This window comes from Butyricimonas sp. DFI.6.44 (genome assembly GCF_022132345.1).
Lineage (GTDB): Bacteria > Bacteroidota > Bacteroidia > Bacteroidales > Marinifilaceae > Butyricimonas > Butyricimonas muris.
Window position 1 is genome coordinate 304,162 of the sequence record NZ_JAKNJD010000004.1, and the last position, 15,324, is coordinate 319,485.

At 47.6% G+C, this 15,324-nt stretch carries 11 protein-coding genes; 10 read left to right on the plus strand and 1 reads right to left on the minus strand.

Going from position 1 to position 15,324, the window contains the following annotated elements; translation table 11 throughout:
- Positions 1-8 precede the first annotated feature (8 nt).
- The 7 genes from L0M98_RS07745 (at position 9) to L0M98_RS07775 (ending at position 9,732) form a co-directional block, all read left to right on the plus strand.
- Positions 9-800 (plus strand): hypothetical protein, encoded by a 792-nt coding sequence (locus L0M98_RS07745; RefSeq protein ID WP_227215311.1) that lies wholly within the window; start codon positions 9-11, stop codon positions 798-800.
- Positions 800-1,879 carry a TlpA disulfide reductase family protein gene (locus L0M98_RS07750; protein WP_227215310.1) on the plus strand — a complete coding sequence of 360 codons (1,080 nt, stop codon included), beginning with the start codon at positions 800-802 and terminating at the stop codon, positions 1,877-1,879. Before L0M98_RS07745 ends, L0M98_RS07750 begins: the two co-directional genes overlap by 1 nt.
- A 12-nt stretch (positions 1,880-1,891) precedes the next feature.
- A complete protein-coding gene (locus tag L0M98_RS07755) occupies positions 1,892-2,740 on the plus strand; it encodes a TlpA family protein disulfide reductase (protein ID WP_227215309.1) in 849 nt (282 codons plus the stop codon).
- Positions 2,741-2,764: 24 nt separating this feature from the next.
- A complete protein-coding gene (locus tag L0M98_RS07760) occupies positions 2,765-4,393 on the plus strand; it encodes a S8 family serine peptidase (protein WP_227215308.1) in 1,629 nt (542 codons plus the stop codon).
- Between the two features lie 15 nt (positions 4,394-4,408).
- Positions 4,409-5,572 carry a retropepsin-like aspartic protease gene (locus L0M98_RS07765; RefSeq protein ID WP_227215307.1) on the plus strand — a complete coding sequence of 388 codons (1,164 nt, stop codon included), beginning with the start codon at positions 4,409-4,411 and terminating at the stop codon, positions 5,570-5,572.
- A 422-nt stretch (positions 5,573-5,994) separates the two neighbouring features.
- A complete protein-coding gene (locus L0M98_RS07770) occupies positions 5,995-8,136 on the plus strand; it encodes an endo-beta-N-acetylglucosaminidase (RefSeq protein WP_227215306.1) in 2,142 nt (713 codons plus the stop codon).
- A gap of 114 nt (positions 8,137-8,250) precedes the next feature.
- Positions 8,251-9,732 carry a hypothetical protein gene (locus L0M98_RS07775; RefSeq protein ID WP_227215305.1) on the plus strand — a complete coding sequence of 494 codons (1,482 nt, stop codon included), beginning with the start codon at positions 8,251-8,253 and terminating at the stop codon, positions 9,730-9,732.
- Positions 9,733-9,797: 65 nt separating this feature from the next.
- On the opposite strand, the gene L0M98_RS07780 is transcribed toward L0M98_RS07775, so the two are convergent.
- A complete protein-coding gene (locus tag L0M98_RS07780; protein WP_227215304.1) occupies positions 9,798-10,706 on the minus strand; it encodes a DMT family transporter in 909 nt (302 codons plus the stop codon).
- Positions 10,707-10,928: 222 nt separating this feature from the next.
- On the opposite strand from L0M98_RS07780, the gene L0M98_RS07785 reads away from it, so the two are divergent.
- The 3 genes from L0M98_RS07785 (at position 10,929) to L0M98_RS07795 (ending at position 15,303) form a co-directional block, all read left to right on the plus strand.
- Complete coding sequence (locus L0M98_RS07785; RefSeq protein WP_227215303.1) at positions 10,929-13,583, plus strand: transglutaminase domain-containing protein; 2,655 nt, start codon at positions 10,929-10,931, stop codon at positions 13,581-13,583.
- Positions 13,580-14,041: a GNAT family N-acetyltransferase gene (locus L0M98_RS07790; protein WP_227215302.1), complete on the plus strand. Its 462-nt coding sequence runs from the start codon at positions 13,580-13,582 to the stop codon at positions 14,039-14,041. The genes L0M98_RS07785 and L0M98_RS07790 overlap by 4 nt, the downstream gene beginning before the upstream one ends.
- Before the next feature lie 110 nt (positions 14,042-14,151).
- Positions 14,152-15,303 carry an MFS transporter gene (locus L0M98_RS07795; protein ID WP_227215301.1) on the plus strand — a complete coding sequence of 384 codons (1,152 nt, stop codon included), beginning with the start codon at positions 14,152-14,154 and terminating at the stop codon, positions 15,301-15,303.
- Positions 15,304-15,324 lie beyond the last annotated feature (21 nt).

The following is a 15,324-nucleotide window of genomic DNA, read 5'->3' on the forward strand; positions in this document are numbered from 1 at the left end:
TACGAGATATGAATAATTGTGTAAAGAAAGGCGTTTTGCTAGTCGTTGCTGTTTTTGCTTTCATGAGCGGTTGGGGACAAGCGAACGTGTTGGAACAGCAAAAGAAAGAATTCGAACAGGGAAAACGTGATATCGATTTTTTAGCGTCTTATATCGCTAATTTAAAAGAGAGTAAAGAGCGTCAGGCACTGAGTCGGGCATTGGATTGTTATATCGTGCTCTTGCCCGAGGAACAACGGTACGCGGAACAAAGTGTACAGGACTTTATCAGTTACATCGATTATCAGGAAAGTCAGGTTTGTCTGGATTATATCAAGAATTGGGATAAACTCAGTTTGAGTGAAGAACAAGTGAAACAGATGAGTTCCAAGATGGAAGTGATGATTTTATGGCCGGTGTTTCATTGGATGACTTCTCCCGCCGGGAAAAAGCCGGCACAACCCGATTGTGAAGAAATCGTGTTATTATTGGAAAACAACAACGTGGCAGCCGTGTCCCCGACTTGTAAAACTTTGTTGGAAATGTGGCAATTATACAAGCGGAAAGATATTGATAAAATGGTGAAATTATTCGTTGGAATGCTACAATCCGGGGGGAGTGTAAGCGGGATAGTAGACATCGGTGTGATAGGTTATTTAGTGAATTATCTGTTGGAGGAAACAAACGTGTCACAGGCACAGGAAATACAATCTGCCTTGGAAAACCTCTTGAAGGACGATTCATTGGAAAGGTCTAAAGCCAGTTTACTGAAAGGATGGAATGATGATTTTACCGGTAAAATCTTGCTAGGAGAAGAATAATGAAAATAGGGATTATTTTTATCATGCTGTTGTGTATCGGGTGTTCCGGTACACAACAATACTCCTTCTCGATTCGGGGAAACGTGGAAGGAGCCAAATACGGCAAAGCATTCTTGTTGACACCCAAGGAAGAAGTCATTTGTTCCACGAAAATCGATGGAGGTGATTTTGAATTGCGGGGAACTTTGGAAGAACCCGGGCAATATGTATTGAGAGTGAACCGGCAACAATTCATGTTCTTCATGGATGGAAAGAAAATGCGAATAGAGTGCCCCTATCGCTCCTTCTCGTCCAAGTACTTGAAAGGAGCTCCGGCAAACGATTTGTCCATAGAGTACGGCAAACTCCAAGAAAAATATACGGCAAAGCAAGAGCGTTTTTTAAAAGAATATAAAAAAGCGATGGATACCGGGGAGCAAAAAGCGGCAGACGAGGCGATGACTCAAGTGCTGTTAGTTGGAGAATCAGAATTTGTCCTCACGAAAGAGTTCGTGCGTGAGCATCCCGATAATATCTTTTCGGCTTACATTTCGGAGAAAGCGGGGAGAGAGAATTACACGAAGGCAAAAGAGTTGTACGAGTTGCTGACTCCCCAGGCACAACAATGTTCATGGGGACGTCTGTTGAAACAGCATCTTGACGGTTTGGCAGTGTCCGCCGAAGGACTCGTTTGTCCGGAATTTACCGTGTCGGACGAGGATGGTAATCCGGTTACAATGAATTCCTTGAAGGGAGATATTCTCGTTCTCGACTTTTGGGCATCTTGGTGTGGTCCGTGCCGTCAGGAGATGAAAAGTTTGAGAGAACAATACAAGGAGTTCAAGGATAAAGGCGTACGTTTCGTGAGCATCTCTCTGGATGCCTCTTCGGAAAAATGGAAAGAAGCGTGCAAAGAAGAGGACATTCCTTGGCTTAGTGCTTTGGCGGATGGCGGATGGGATGATTCCGAGGTGCGAAAACTGTTCGGCATACAATCCATCCCTCACATCATACTGGTTGGCAAAGACGGGAAAATCGTGGGTAAAAACTTGCGTCGCAATCTTTTGCGAGATAAAATCATCGAGTTGTTGAACAAATAAATTGTACTCCAAATGGGAAAAAAATTATTGATACAATTTATGATTGTATGGGGAGTTTGTGTGTCCGCTTATGCACGGGAACAACAAGCTTCTGACACAAGTACAGTCGTGAAAATGAATCTCGACACCCCGGATTTGGAATCGTTGCGGGAACCCGAAATCATTCGCCTCGTGAATAGAGTCTTGGCTCTCAAGGAACCCAAGTTGGACGTGATGGGGCGTGCCACGTGGGTATTATATAACATCCGGAGCGAGCGAGTGAGAGAATGTTACGTCATGTGGGCATTAGCTGAAAAATTGGATCGAGGGGATAACACGTTTATCGAGCATATTTTCACGGATATGGATTTGTGTTCCGTGTCTGAAAAATTGATAAATAGAGCCCGGGAATTGGTAGCCTTGTACGAACCTTTGCAACCCGGAAAGGATGCCCCGGACTTTGAACTTGAGTCGAGCGACGGGAAAACCATTCGTTTGCACGATTTGCAAGGGAAACCGTTGTATATAGAAGTGTGGAAACTTGATTCTGCGAATTGCTGGAAAGATTTGGCACGTTTGGAAGAATTGAAGTCGGAACATAAAAATGTTCAGTTCGTGACGGTGGTCGTTGAACCTCTGGGCAAGAAAGAAGCTTGGAAACAATTTTTGAGGGATAACGGTCACGAGGGCAAAGGCATTCATCTCTTTGCCGACGAAAACGCTGCTTTCCGCAAGGCATATCGTATTAAGTCCATCCCCCGGTGTATATTGTTTGACGCGAAAGGGAAATTCCTAATCCCGTGGAGTGTATCACCGGGGAATGAGTATTTCCCCTATTTCCTTTCTATGTTGAAACAGCAACAGGGGAATAAAATGAAGTAATTAATGTATTAAATAAATAGAGTGATGAAAATAAAGAAATTATTCGGGAGCGTGTTGTTCATGTGTGCCGTGTTTGTGGCAGAAGCACAAACTCCTGTCGATTGGCACTTATTGTCGCCTGCCAAAGACAAAGTTTACGGGGCAGGTATTTTAGAAGCTTACCGCGAGCTGGAGAATACTACTCCCAAGCGAAAAGTGGTAGTGGCGTTAATTGACGCGGGCTTTGACGTGCAACACGAGGCTTTGGCTAACGTCTTGTGGCGAAACAAGAAAGAAGTTGCCGGGAATGGAAAAGACGACGATAAAAACGGGTATCGTGACGACCTGCATGGTTGGAATTTTCTAGCGTCCCCTGACGGTAAGTTAATCGAGAGGACTTCCGATGAAGCTTTCCGGCAGTTCTTGAAAGTAAAGGAGCGTTTCGATGAACTTCACGGGAAGGAAAGAAGTGATGAAGAAAGCAACGAATACATCGGGTATCTTAAATTTGCAAAGAACAGTCGGTTAGTATCCCTGTACACGGGAGCAAGTTTTAATTACAATATAGCTAAAGGCGTCGAAGAATTAGATCGGCTGTTACGGGAAAAATGTCCCGATCGTGAACCCACGTTGGAAGATTTTGCAGCCTTGAACCCGATAGTGCAACAATCCGGTGATACGCTTCAGAAAATCGCCTACTATACTTATAGTATAATATGGAGCTTCGGGAATCAAAATAAGAAATGGGATACCCTGTATCGAAATCGCTACAGAAGCAGTGAGGCACAGCGTCAGGAGTGTGAAAAAGCGTGGGCGGCATTGGTCGACGAGAGGAGTTTGGCGAACGATGATTTCAATACCCTGTCAAACAAATATTACGGGAATCACGACTTCCTTTCTGCTGCAGCCGACGAGGGAACAGCCGTGGCGGGCATCATTGCCGCCGCACCCGGTGTCGCCAAGGGGATAAAGGGAATTTCCGATCAAGTGGAATTGATGCTTATCCGTGCCGTCCCCTCCTCCGGTGACGCGTATGATAAGGACATAGCTTTAGCCATTCGTTACGCGGTAGAACAAGGAGCGGATATCATCAACATCAGTTTCGGGAAATACATGTTGGACAACCCGAAATGGATAGATGACGCTATTGCCTATGCCGAGAAACACGATGTATTGATTGTGCATTCCGCCGGCGATAACTATCGTGACACGGAGAAAGACCCGTATTTCCCGGTGGCACAAGGTCAGGGGCGTAAACACGCATTCTCCAATATAATCACGGTCGGAGCCTCCGATATAGAGGGAAATCCTTATATCAACAGTAATTACGGGGCAGGTAGTGTCGATGTCTTCGCTCCCGGCGTGCAATTGTACACAACGGTTCGCGGGGATAACTATCGTAAAGTGACGGGTACGAAAATAGCGGCTCCGGTAGTCACCGGTATCGCTGCCATGTTGAAATCTTATTACCCCTCGCTCAAAGCCTCACGAATAAAGGATATTTTAGTACGCACTGCCCGGCAGACGCCCTCTGCCACTGTCCCCTTCCCGCATGATCCGACCAATAGTGAAGGTGCGCCGACCGGGGGATATGACCGGTTATGTGTATCGGGAGGTATTATTGATGCCGTTGCCGCTGTTCAACTGGCACGTGAGATTTGTAAGGGAAAGTAATTAAAAATATTCAGTATGAAATTCAAACAATTATATATTAGTCTGTTGGTCGTGTGTCTTGCTTTTTCGTGTTTCACGACCAAGGCAGAAACTCCTGCCTTTTATGTAGAAGTGCCTTACACGACCATTAACGGAAAGATTATCATTGAAGTGCGGGCAGAAGGCGTCCCGGGAAAATTTATTTTTGACACGGGTGCACCTACTTATATCACCTATTCTCTGGCTCGGCGTCTTTCTTTAGACGCCACAAGCACGCAAAATATTCTGGATGCTCACAATCAGTCGATGACTTTGGAGAAGACGCAATTGAAAAGTTTGTCCATGGGGATAAAGCCGGGAATTAATATAGAAGAAATTCCGGTCACGATTATGCCCGAAGGTCATCTTATCGAACAATTCGGCGTGGATGGAATGATTGGTTGCGAGTTGTTTCCGGGGGCAGTCGTGCGTATAGATTCTCGTCAGAAAAAGATAATTATAACCGATAACATTTCCCCTTTCCGTATTAATTTGAGGAATCGTTTGCCGTTGCTCCACGTGCAAGGGCAGATACCGTTTATAGAATTGAACGTGGGAGCGGGGGTGATGGAAACGGTTATGTTCGATAGCGGTTCGGGAGCTTTCTATGAAATGACCACGGCGACCGCATCGGAAGCTCTTCGGGAGAATGCCGCCGCTTTGCAATCCAAGGGATACGGTAGTAGTGGTATCGGTATGGCGGGGGCTGCCTCTGCCGGCGAACATAATTTGATTCGTTTATTTGAGTTGCGTGTCAGCACGGGACGTTTCCGGAATATTGTCACGGAATCGATGGATGCACCGTGTTCCCGCTTGGGGTCACAATTATTGGACTACGGTACGGTGACGATTGATTACGCCTCGAGCGCTTTTTATTTTGAGCCTTTTGAATCGGCACCTCAAGATTTGTACAAGAAAAGATGGAACGTGGATTTCACCGTGGCGAATGGTCACGTCGTGATTGCTTGCGTTTGGGGAGAGCTGATGGAGAAGATTTCTCCGGGAGAACGTGTTTTGAAGATAGACGGGGAACCCGTCGGGGAGGTAAATGTCGCCGATGCCTTACAATCTTCGATAGTGAAAATTAAGAACGAGAAAGCTGTTATCACGGTTTTACGACAAGATGGAACGGAAGTTGATGTCGTTATTGAAAAGAAGTAAATAGTAGATATATTTTTAAGGGGCCGCATGAATGATTTTTAATGCGGTCTCTTTTTTTTGTACTATTTGAATCTTTTTTCTCATGACTTTCAGTAGAGATAAGTTAAATAATTATAATTAATGATGTATATTAATTATAGTTTATTGGTAGCATCTCCCATTCAACTCCCATTCAACTCCTATTCAACCCCTATTTTAAAGGTTAAAAAATAGGATTTAAATTAAAATTGAATAATATTTACATTATAGATAATTCCTGTGATATACATGATTGATAACCTTGAAATAACTGAATTGGGGAGTAATAATATTTTAACGGGAACTCAAAACTAATAGACGTTTTGATTTGGTTGCAAATTTTATTCAATCATTAAATTATTTCGCTACTTTTGAAATCTTGTGTAACGTGTATTATTATTTGTATGAGGAAAGTAGTTTGCAGTATTTTGTTTATCTGGCTATTCGTGAGTACTTATGGTCAGCGTCCGGAGGATATCCGGTGGAACCCGTCGAACGGGATGAACTTTGTGGAGTTTCTGGAAGTGTGGAAACCGGGAATGCCTGTTAATGAGGATGATAATTTTTTCATTTCACGTGTGAAACTGAAGGAGCGTTTCGAGAACGTGAAGACGCAGGTGCATCCGGAATTGAGTATGGAACGGCAGTTGTGCTGGTGGACACCCATGGGGGACGGTAAGAAACAATGGAAATCGTTTCCCCGCAACCAGTTCGAGGCGGATAATTTCAGTATGTGGCAGTACGTGGATATACACGGGAATTGGGGGGACGGTTGGTTCCGGGTTCCGGGGGTATTCAATGATGCGGCACATAAAAACGGGGTGCGTACGGGATGCGTGTTGTTTATCAACTGGGGGGAATCGGTTCGGAAGCCGGGTGACCGGGTGTACGATCTTTTCGCTAAATTGACGGAGAAAGATGAATACGGGCGTTTCAAATACGCGGAGAGGTTGATTCTGTTTTTGAAGTATTACGGGATTGACGGTATCGGTATCAACCCGGAAGGAGTGTGGAGTGCCGATATCGCTTCGGAGGTTCAGGATTTCTTTGCGGAATTGCACGTGCAGGCGAAAGTGCAGGGATTGAAGGGTTTTCATATAGATTGGTATGATAGCAATGATAATAACGGACGTTTGAGTTTCGGGCAAAACGCTTTGCAGAACCGTAACCGGGATTGGTTCCAGAAAGGGAATCGTGTGGTGTCGAATATGTTTATGCTGAATTATAATATTGATAATTGGGGAGGTAACAAGGACCCAATGGGTGAATCAGCCCGCAATGCCGTTGCCTACGGGAGAAGTTCGTATGACGTGTACGCCGGGTTCTACCTGAGAGGACGGGGGCTTTCCAGTTATGATTTTGAACCTCGTGAAGGAAAGGGATGGGAAGTGTTGAAAGACAAACCCGTGTCCGTCTGCCTGTGGGGAGAACATGAGCGGAATAATATTCATAATGCTTCCTATGAGTACGGGGAAGATTCGCTTACCGTGCAACAGACTTATTTGCGTAAACTGGAGTACTTTTTCACGGGCGGGACAAGAAATCCGGTGAACGCGCCTGCCGTGACCAACACGATTACGACGGTGAACGAGAAGGATATGCAACGTTTCCACGGGATATCGACTTTCTTTCCGGCACGAAGTGCGATACGGGAACTCCCTTTCGTGACTCGTTTTAACTTGGGGAACGGGTTTTTCTTTAACAAGGAAGGGAAGACGGTCAATACATTGGCTTGGTACAACATCGGGATGCAGGATTGGATGCCTTCTTGGCGTTGGTGGGTAACGGGACGGGACGAGTGTGTCCCGGAGGATGCCGTGCGATGTGATTTCGTGTTCGAGGATGCTTGGTTCGGGGGCTCGTGCTTGAAATTGCACGGGGCGACGGGGTATTCCAAGGTTCGTTTGTTCAAGACGGATATACCGGTTGACGGGCATGTAGAATTGGCTTTTACTTGTAAAGTGAAGGGAAGTGACGATAGCAGCTTGAAGGTGATTCTTTCGAGGGTAGGGACGGAGGCAGAGTTTATTGAAATTCCAGTAAGGCAAGAAGTGAAGCCGGGACAATGGCAGACGATAAGATGTAAGTTAGGAGATTACGGGATACAGGCGGGGGAAAGAATCGCTTGTATTGGTCTGGTGGTCGAGAATACGCCGGAAGACTACGAGGCTTTTATCGGAGAGTTGTCTTTAATCGAACCGCGGGTCAAGTATAATCCTGTACGTCCGGGTATTTTGGCAACGAAGGTTATTCGGGAATACAATGATTCTCTGGATTTTAAACTGGTATGGGATGTAATTCCCCTCGTGAATCGCGAGAAGGATATGCCCGTGATGAACGAGGCGGTGGACACATGGTATTATGAGGTGTACGTGAGGGAATCGCCTCGTGGGAAGGTTCGGTTGGTGGCGACGACTACTTCGTGGGCGGCGTACGTGTGTGGCGTGCCTGTTTTGCCCGGTGGCAAAGGACTTTGGTTTGGAGTACGGGCTGTGGCACCTGACGGAAAGCGCACGTCTAAGATTACATGGGAGAGAGTAAAATAGGAATCGTGTATCGATTTTAACGTAAATTTAACCTATCCCGCGGAGCAAGGAGGGGGATAGATGTTTATATTTGGAAATTAATTATTTTGTGTTTTATATATTATTTATTGCGAGATGAAACAAATTTACCGATTATCAATTTTGTTGTGTTTGATGATTTCGGTGATGCCGTCATTTGCCCAGAAGAAAAAGGGGGGCGGTAATACCCGAAACGAGTATGTTGTGTTGGCATCCAAAGACGTGCAGAATGATGCAGCTTGGATGCAGGTAGTGGATGCTTTGAAAAACAAGCATAAAGCGGAGGTCTTCTTTTACGAGAAAGCTCCCCGTGAGAATCTGGCCGATCTTCAACGGGTGCGTCCCCGTTACGTGGCTATAGTGGAGAAACCGGAGAACTTGGGACGTGATTACGTGATAGATATGCACCACGTGAGCCGGGAAGTCGACAATGATATTTTTGCCGATTTCTTGTGGGGTGTTATCACGGGCTATGACGCAGATGCGGCAATGAAAATGGTGAACAACAGCACGGAGCCTTTGTTGGTGAAAGATGCCGTTGCCACGATCATGGAGTTGAATAGCGCGAAATGGTTTGATAATTACGCTTGGGTTGACGATCATAGCCGTGGGCTTTGGGGCGAGAAGAAAGGTAGAGATGCGAAAGTGCAGACTGCCCAGATAGACCCGAAGACTGTTTTGAAGAAATTCACGGACTTGTACGGCGAGTATAACCCGGATTTGGTAGTGACTGCGGCTCATGCCACCGAAAGGAATTTGGAGATGCCTTTCTCTTTAGGCAATATTCTGGCGAAGAACGGAAAGCTTTACGCCAGCGATCATTATACCCGTACAACTTGGGATTTAAAGGAGAGCGGGAAGCGTAAAGTGTATTTTGCCGTGGGTAACTGTTTGATCGGAAACGTGAACAACACGAAGGAGAGTATGGCTATCGCTTGGATGAATAGCGGTAACGCCGCTACCATGATCGGCTACGTGGTAACTACTTGGCACGGTCGTAACGGTTGGGGTGGTCTGAAATATTGGGTTACCAACCCGGGACGCTATACTTTGGCTGAGGCAATATACATGAACCAACAGGATTTCCTGTACCAGCAAAACGAGTGGTATCCTTCTTTAATTAAGGAAAACTATAACTTTGACGGAAATGAATTTCAGATTGCGGGACAGAAGATTGCGGAGGCAATAAAAGGACAACCCACGAAAGATCAGATCGGTTTCTGGCATGACCGCGATGTGTTGGCGTATTATGGCGATCCGAAGTGGGAGGTACGTTTGCAGGAAGTCCCGGGAGAAACGGATTTCACGGTAACTTCCAAGGTGAAAGGAAAGAAATGTATCATCACGATCAAGACGAATGAGAATTTCAGTCTGGAACGCATGAAAGGGGATAAGTTCAAACAGGAACACGTGTTGGATTTACCCTTCAACTATTTCTTCCCCGTGCGTTTGAACAATCCTCGTCTGGCTGCCGGACAGGACTGGAAGGCTGTCGTGGACGAGAATTTTCTGATTATTTATGACCCGGATTTCAAATCGAATTCGACTTACGAAGTGGTGTTGGATATAGATAAATAAGGATTAGAGATAATTTTGTAAATGTATGGAGTGGCAAAAAATAGACCTTTTTGCCACTTCTCTTTTTAAGGGAACCGTGTCTTGTTCCTGAAGGTCGGGAATCCCTTTTCCGCGATATATACCCCGCAGATAATCAACAAGGCACCCCCGATGGCGATAAACGTGACATGCTCGTGCAAGATGACGGCGGAGGCGATGAGTGTGACAAGCGGGGTAAGATAGATGTAATTGTTTGCCCGGATACCTCCCAGTACTTTCACGGTTTTATTCCATGCGATGAAGCAGATAAAGGAGGCGACGATACCCAAGAATAGAAGGTTGCCCCACACTTGCGGTGTAGTAAACACTTCCGCATTCCAGTGTAACGGGTAGAAGTGGAACATGGGTAGTAACGTGACCAGCCCGTAGAAAAACACTTTACGGGTGATAAACACTGTCGGGTAAGTGTCCAGTTTTTTCAGTATAATCGTGTAGAACGCCCAGCATAACGCGGCGGCAAGTGTGAGTAAATCCCCGATCGGTTTTACTTGCAGTACGATGCTCCCGTTGAAAACGACAAGCACCACTCCCGCGAGAGCCACGAGGGACCCCCATGCGAATGATTTCTTCAACTTTTCCCCTCGGATAAACACGCGTGACAGTAAGGCGGTCAGGATCGGTGCCGTGCATAGTATGATTGACACGTTGGATGCCAGCGTGTAGTCGATGGCGATATTCTCTGTCACGAAATAGAGTGAACCGCCTGTGATACCGGAAGCTATGAATAATAATTCATCTTTCACGCTGTTTGCCCACAAACGGCGATGTTCCAGTGCGCAAAGAAGAATGTACGCGATAGCGAAGCGGTATAGCATGATTTCAACCGGTGTGAGTCCGTTATTTAACAGTACTTTCGTGGACACGAACGTGACTCCCCAGATGGAGATGATAAGGAAAGCGGATATATGATATAGCGTGTTAGATGTGGGTTTCATTTATTGCATAAATATTTGTATTAAATGGGTGCAAATGTATAAAAGAATATTGATTTCCCGTAATATGTGCGAAAAAATATGACGCTACTCTTTTTTGTTGTCTACATTGGGTAGTTGTAATATATTGAAAACGTGAAAAAGAATCGGATTGAGCGTTCGTGTGTGAAAAATGTTGCATCCACGGAACTTTTTCTTAACTTTGAAATGTTAAATAGAAATACCATGAAACAAATTGTTGTCGTTTGCCTGTTCACGTTGCTGGTGTGCGCTTGTGAGAGGGAAGAACATTTTATAATCGATGCCGTCTACCGTGAAATGGTAGAGGTTGATTTTCAACAGAAAGAAGCCGTGTTCGGGGAGGCTGACACGGTACTGTTCGACGTGTTTAATACCGAAATGACTCTCGCGGAGCGGGAGGCGTTGACTTTCCTCTACGCTTATTCGCCGCTCGTTGATATTTCCTTGTCGGGCGGGGAGTTCTTGCTTGATAACGTGCGTCTGGCATTCCGGGCACGTGAAGAGATGCCATGGGGAGAAAAGATACCGGAACATATTTTCCGGCATTTCGTGCTTCCGGTGCGGGGAGGTAAAGAGAATCTTGACACGGCGAGAGCGGTGTTTTTCAATGAATTGAAAGAACGGGTTGCCGCTTGCGGGAACATGGAGCGGGCGGCGTTGGAGGTGAATCACTGGTGTCACGAGAACGTGATTTATCGACCGACGAATGCGCGCACGTCTTCGCCTCTTGCCACGAGGCAGCGGGCTTACGGGCGGTGTGGGGAAGAGTCCGTGTTCGCTCTGGCGGCATTGCGTGCAGTGGGGATTCCCGCGCGGCAGATATACACGCCCCGTTGGGCGCATTGCGATGATAATCACGCGTGGATAGAGGTTTGGATAGACGGGGAATGGAAGTACTTGGGGGCATGCGAGCCGGAACCGAGGCTGAATATTGCGTGGTTTACCTTGCCCGTGCAGCGAGCGATGTACGTGGAGGCGGAAGTGTTCGGGAAATACGAGGGGGACGAGGAGATCGTGTCAACGAATGAGAACAGTTCGGCTGTAAACGTGACTTCCCGTTACACCCGTGCGGCGAGAACCGTGGTGCAGGTGAAAGACACGGCGGGGAATCCCGTGGAAAACGCTAAAGTGGAATACAAGATATTTAATTACGGGGAGTTCTATCCAGTGGTGACGCTCCATTCCGATGCGCGGGGAGAAACGCACCTGACGTTGGGAGAGGGGGATGTCGTGGTTTGGGCGAGTCGGGACGCTCGCTTCGGGGTGGTGCGGTTCCCCGTGAACGAACGGGACACGCTTGTGGTGACATTGGATAAGCGGGAGGGGGAACTTTTCTCCGCTGAATTTGAGTTGGTTCCGCCCGTGCAGCGGGATATTGAGGCGTTGACTTCGGCGGGGGAGAGAGCCGAAAATGATTGTCGTTTCGTGCGCGAGGATTCTATCCGGGATGCCTATGTTGCCACTTTTATGACACCCGGAGAGGCGCATCGCGTGGCGACGGAATTGGGCGTAGACACCGCTCGTTTTGCCCGGTATATAAATGTTGCGCGAGGCAATTACCGGGAGATAGAACGCTTGTTCCGCTTGTCGGGGGATAAGGAACGGGCGATGGCGCTGCTGGATGTCGTGGCGGAGAAAGATTTGCAGGATACCCCCGCTGACGTGTGGCTCGACCATTTGGAAGGGACGAGGGATTTCGAGGAGGATGCCCTTTTCCGGGACTACGTGTTGAACCCGCGGGTTCAGAATGAATTGATAACGGCTTTCCGGCAACCAATTCGGGCGGCGTTGGCACGTGAAGGGGTACTCTCGGGCGGGGATACTCTCGGGCGGCGTGCTATGGCGGAACGGTTGTTGCGATATATCGAGCGAACGCGAATCGTGAACTATCCCGCCAAGGTGGCTACCCCGCCTGTCGGGGTTTTGAGGGCGGGAGTGACTGATGGGCTTTCTCGGGATATTTTCTTCGTGGCGCTTTGCCGTACGGTGGGGATTCCGGCTAGATTGGGAGCAGTTTCCGGTAAGGCGGAATGTTGTTTGGACGATATGTGGTACACGGTGAATTTTGCCTCGGACCAAGCCATGCCGAAAGGGAAATTTATGCTCCATTACTCCGGAGCCCCGGTCGGGGACCCGAAATATTTCTTGAACTTCACGATCGGGAAGCTCGAGAACGGCGGGGTATGCGTGATTGACTTGGGAAGTAATGCCGATGTCGATATGGGGGCAGGTGCTTCTTACAGTAAGATATTCGCCGCTCCCGTGGAACTGGAAGCGGGTTATTACACGCTCTCTACCGGTAATAGACGGAGTGACGGGGCGGTGATGGCGGGATTGACAACCTTTCGCGTGGAAGCGGGTGAACAGACTGATGTCGAGTTGCGGATTCTTCCCGTGATGGAACGGGTGAAATTGGCGGGACACGTTGCGTTGCCCTTGGTGTTCACGCCGGAGGGGGCAATGTCACCGGGGGACATATCTTTGCCTCGGCAAGGCTACACGGCTATCGCGGTGGTGGAAGCCGATAAGGAACCGACCAATCATCTGTTGCGTGACATGGGCAGTATAAAGGACGAGTTGGAACGGTTGGGTGTCCCGCTCTATGTCGTGTTTAAAGATAAGGATAATTTGCAAAAATTCCGTCCTTCCGATTTCCGTCCGTTCCCCGCGGTGATACGCTGGGGGCATGACAGTGACGGGAAGTTGCTCCGGCGTCTGGCAGAAGGATTGCAACTCCGTGACACGGGCAATCTCCCGTTGGTAGTTCTCGTGAATGACAAGGGGGAAGTGGCTTTCATGTCAAGAGGGTATCGCGTGGGATTGGGTACACAGATTATGAACGTGATGAACCGGAAATGATGCAGATAAATATACGCGCTTTTGATGTAGAGGACGCGGAAGCGGTGTCCCGTTTAATTAGGAAAAATCTCGTGGAGGTGAATAGCCGGGATTATGACGGTGCGGTGATTGATTACATGTGTCGTTTGTTTTCTCCGGCGCACCTGCGGGAGTTGACCGCCGGACGTGTCATGTTCGTGGCGGAGGTGAATGGTGTCGTGTCGGGTACTGTCGGGTTGGAGGGGGATGAGGTTTGTGCCCTTTACGTGGCGCCGGATGCTCACGGGCAGGGGATTGGCGAGCGGTTGATGCGACATGCGGAAGAGGTCGCCTTGGAGCGGAATATTCACGTGCTGCATTTGTCGGCAAGTCTTACGGCTGTCGGTTTTTACGAGAAGATGGGATATGTCGCCCGGGAAAGGGAGGAATCCGAGTATTTCGGTCCCGCTTATCTCATGACGAAATTAATTGAAAATTGAAAACGAGAAAACGACATCTCTTTTCGAGGCTCTCTTGTTTCAACTTTCAATTGAATTCCGTACATTAGACGCCTCTTTTGTGGAATTTTGTATGTGTTAATTTATATATTATGAAAGAAAAGTCTGTTAGTGTAAAGGCTTTATTGCCTGTGTTATTCGGGTTCTTCATCATGGGATTTTGTGACGTGGTGGGAATTTCCGTCGGTTTTGTAAAGAAAGATTTTCAATTGAGTGAAACGGTGGCGAATTTTCTTCCCTCTATGGTGTTCCTGTGGTTTTTGTTGCTGGCTGTCCCTGCGGCAATACTGATGAACCGTATCGGGCGGAAACGAACCGTGTTGGTGAGTATGTTTATTACTATCGTGGGAATGTTGATTCCTTTCGTCGATTACAACATGATTACCTGTTTCGTGGCGTTTGCCCTTTTGGGAATCGGTAACACGATCCTGCAAGTGTCGTTAAACCCGCTTTTGACAAATGTCGTTAAAGGTAACGTGCTTGCCAGTTCGCTCACGGCGGGACAAGTACTTAAAGCGGTTTCCTCTTTCTGTGGACCCTTTATCGCTGCTTTTGCCGCTTCCGTACTGGGGAATTGGCAGTATCTGTTCCCGATATTCGCGGGATTGACACTCTTGTCGACGTTCTGGCTTATGGCGGTGCATATCCGGGAAGAGGCTCCGGAACAAGCGTCTTCATGGGGTGCGACGTTCGGGTTGTTGAAGGACAGGACGATTTTCCTGCTATTCCTCGGAATCGTGTTCGTGGTAGGTGTCGATGTGGGTACGAATATGGTTGCTCCCAAGTTATTGATGGAACGATGCGGTTTTACCGAGATCGAGTCCGCGGTGGGGCCGAGCACTTATTTTGCGTTCCGTACTATCGGTGCGTTTATCGGTACGTTCTTGTTGGCACGCGTGGCGGGTAACAAGTATTTCCGGGTGAATATCCTCGTGGCTATTGCCGGATTGCTCGTGTTATTCTTTGTCAGCGGACAATACGCTATCCTCGCTTTGATCGCCTTGATAGGTTTCACCTGTTCCAGTATATTCTCGCTCGTGTTCTCCATGGCTATTCAAGCACGTCCGGAGAAAGCGAACGAAATATCGGGTCTTATGGTTACCGGAATCTTCGGGGGTGCCGTGGTGCCGCCGCTTATGGGATATCTTACCGACCTGCTCGGTAGTCAGGCAGGGTCGCTTTTCGTGATCCTCGGTTGCCTCTGTTACCTGCTTTACTGCTCGTTCGGGATAAAAACTAAATAATTTTTGATTGATGATTTATGA

What these genes read in the sequence shown, in the direction of transcription:
- L0M98_RS07775 (WP_227215305.1), top strand. Translation starts at nt 8,251, where the DNA reads ATGAAACAAATTTACCGATTATCAATTTTGTTGTGTTTGATGATTTCG.
- L0M98_RS07780 (WP_227215304.1), bottom strand. Translation starts at nt 10,706, where the DNA reads ATGAAACCCACATCTAACACGCTATATCATATATCCGCTTTCCTTATC.
- L0M98_RS07770 (WP_227215306.1), top strand. Translation starts at nt 5,995, where the DNA reads ATGAGGAAAGTAGTTTGCAGTATTTTGTTTATCTGGCTATTCGTGAGT.
- L0M98_RS07750 (WP_227215310.1), top strand. Translation starts at nt 800, where the DNA reads ATGAAAATAGGGATTATTTTTATCATGCTGTTGTGTATCGGGTGTTCC.
- L0M98_RS07765 (WP_227215307.1), top strand. Translation starts at nt 4,409, where the DNA reads ATGAAATTCAAACAATTATATATTAGTCTGTTGGTCGTGTGTCTTGCT.
- L0M98_RS07760 (WP_227215308.1), top strand. Translation starts at nt 2,765, where the DNA reads ATGAAAATAAAGAAATTATTCGGGAGCGTGTTGTTCATGTGTGCCGTG.
- L0M98_RS07795 (WP_227215301.1), top strand. Translation starts at nt 14,152, where the DNA reads ATGAAAGAAAAGTCTGTTAGTGTAAAGGCTTTATTGCCTGTGTTATTC.
- L0M98_RS07755 (WP_227215309.1), top strand. Translation starts at nt 1,892, where the DNA reads ATGGGAAAAAAATTATTGATACAATTTATGATTGTATGGGGAGTTTGT.
- L0M98_RS07785 (WP_227215303.1), top strand. Translation starts at nt 10,929, where the DNA reads ATGAAACAAATTGTTGTCGTTTGCCTGTTCACGTTGCTGGTGTGCGCT.
- L0M98_RS07790 (WP_227215302.1), top strand. Translation starts at nt 13,580, where the DNA reads ATGATGCAGATAAATATACGCGCTTTTGATGTAGAGGACGCGGAAGCG.
- L0M98_RS07745 (WP_227215311.1), top strand. Translation starts at nt 9, where the DNA reads ATGAATAATTGTGTAAAGAAAGGCGTTTTGCTAGTCGTTGCTGTTTTT.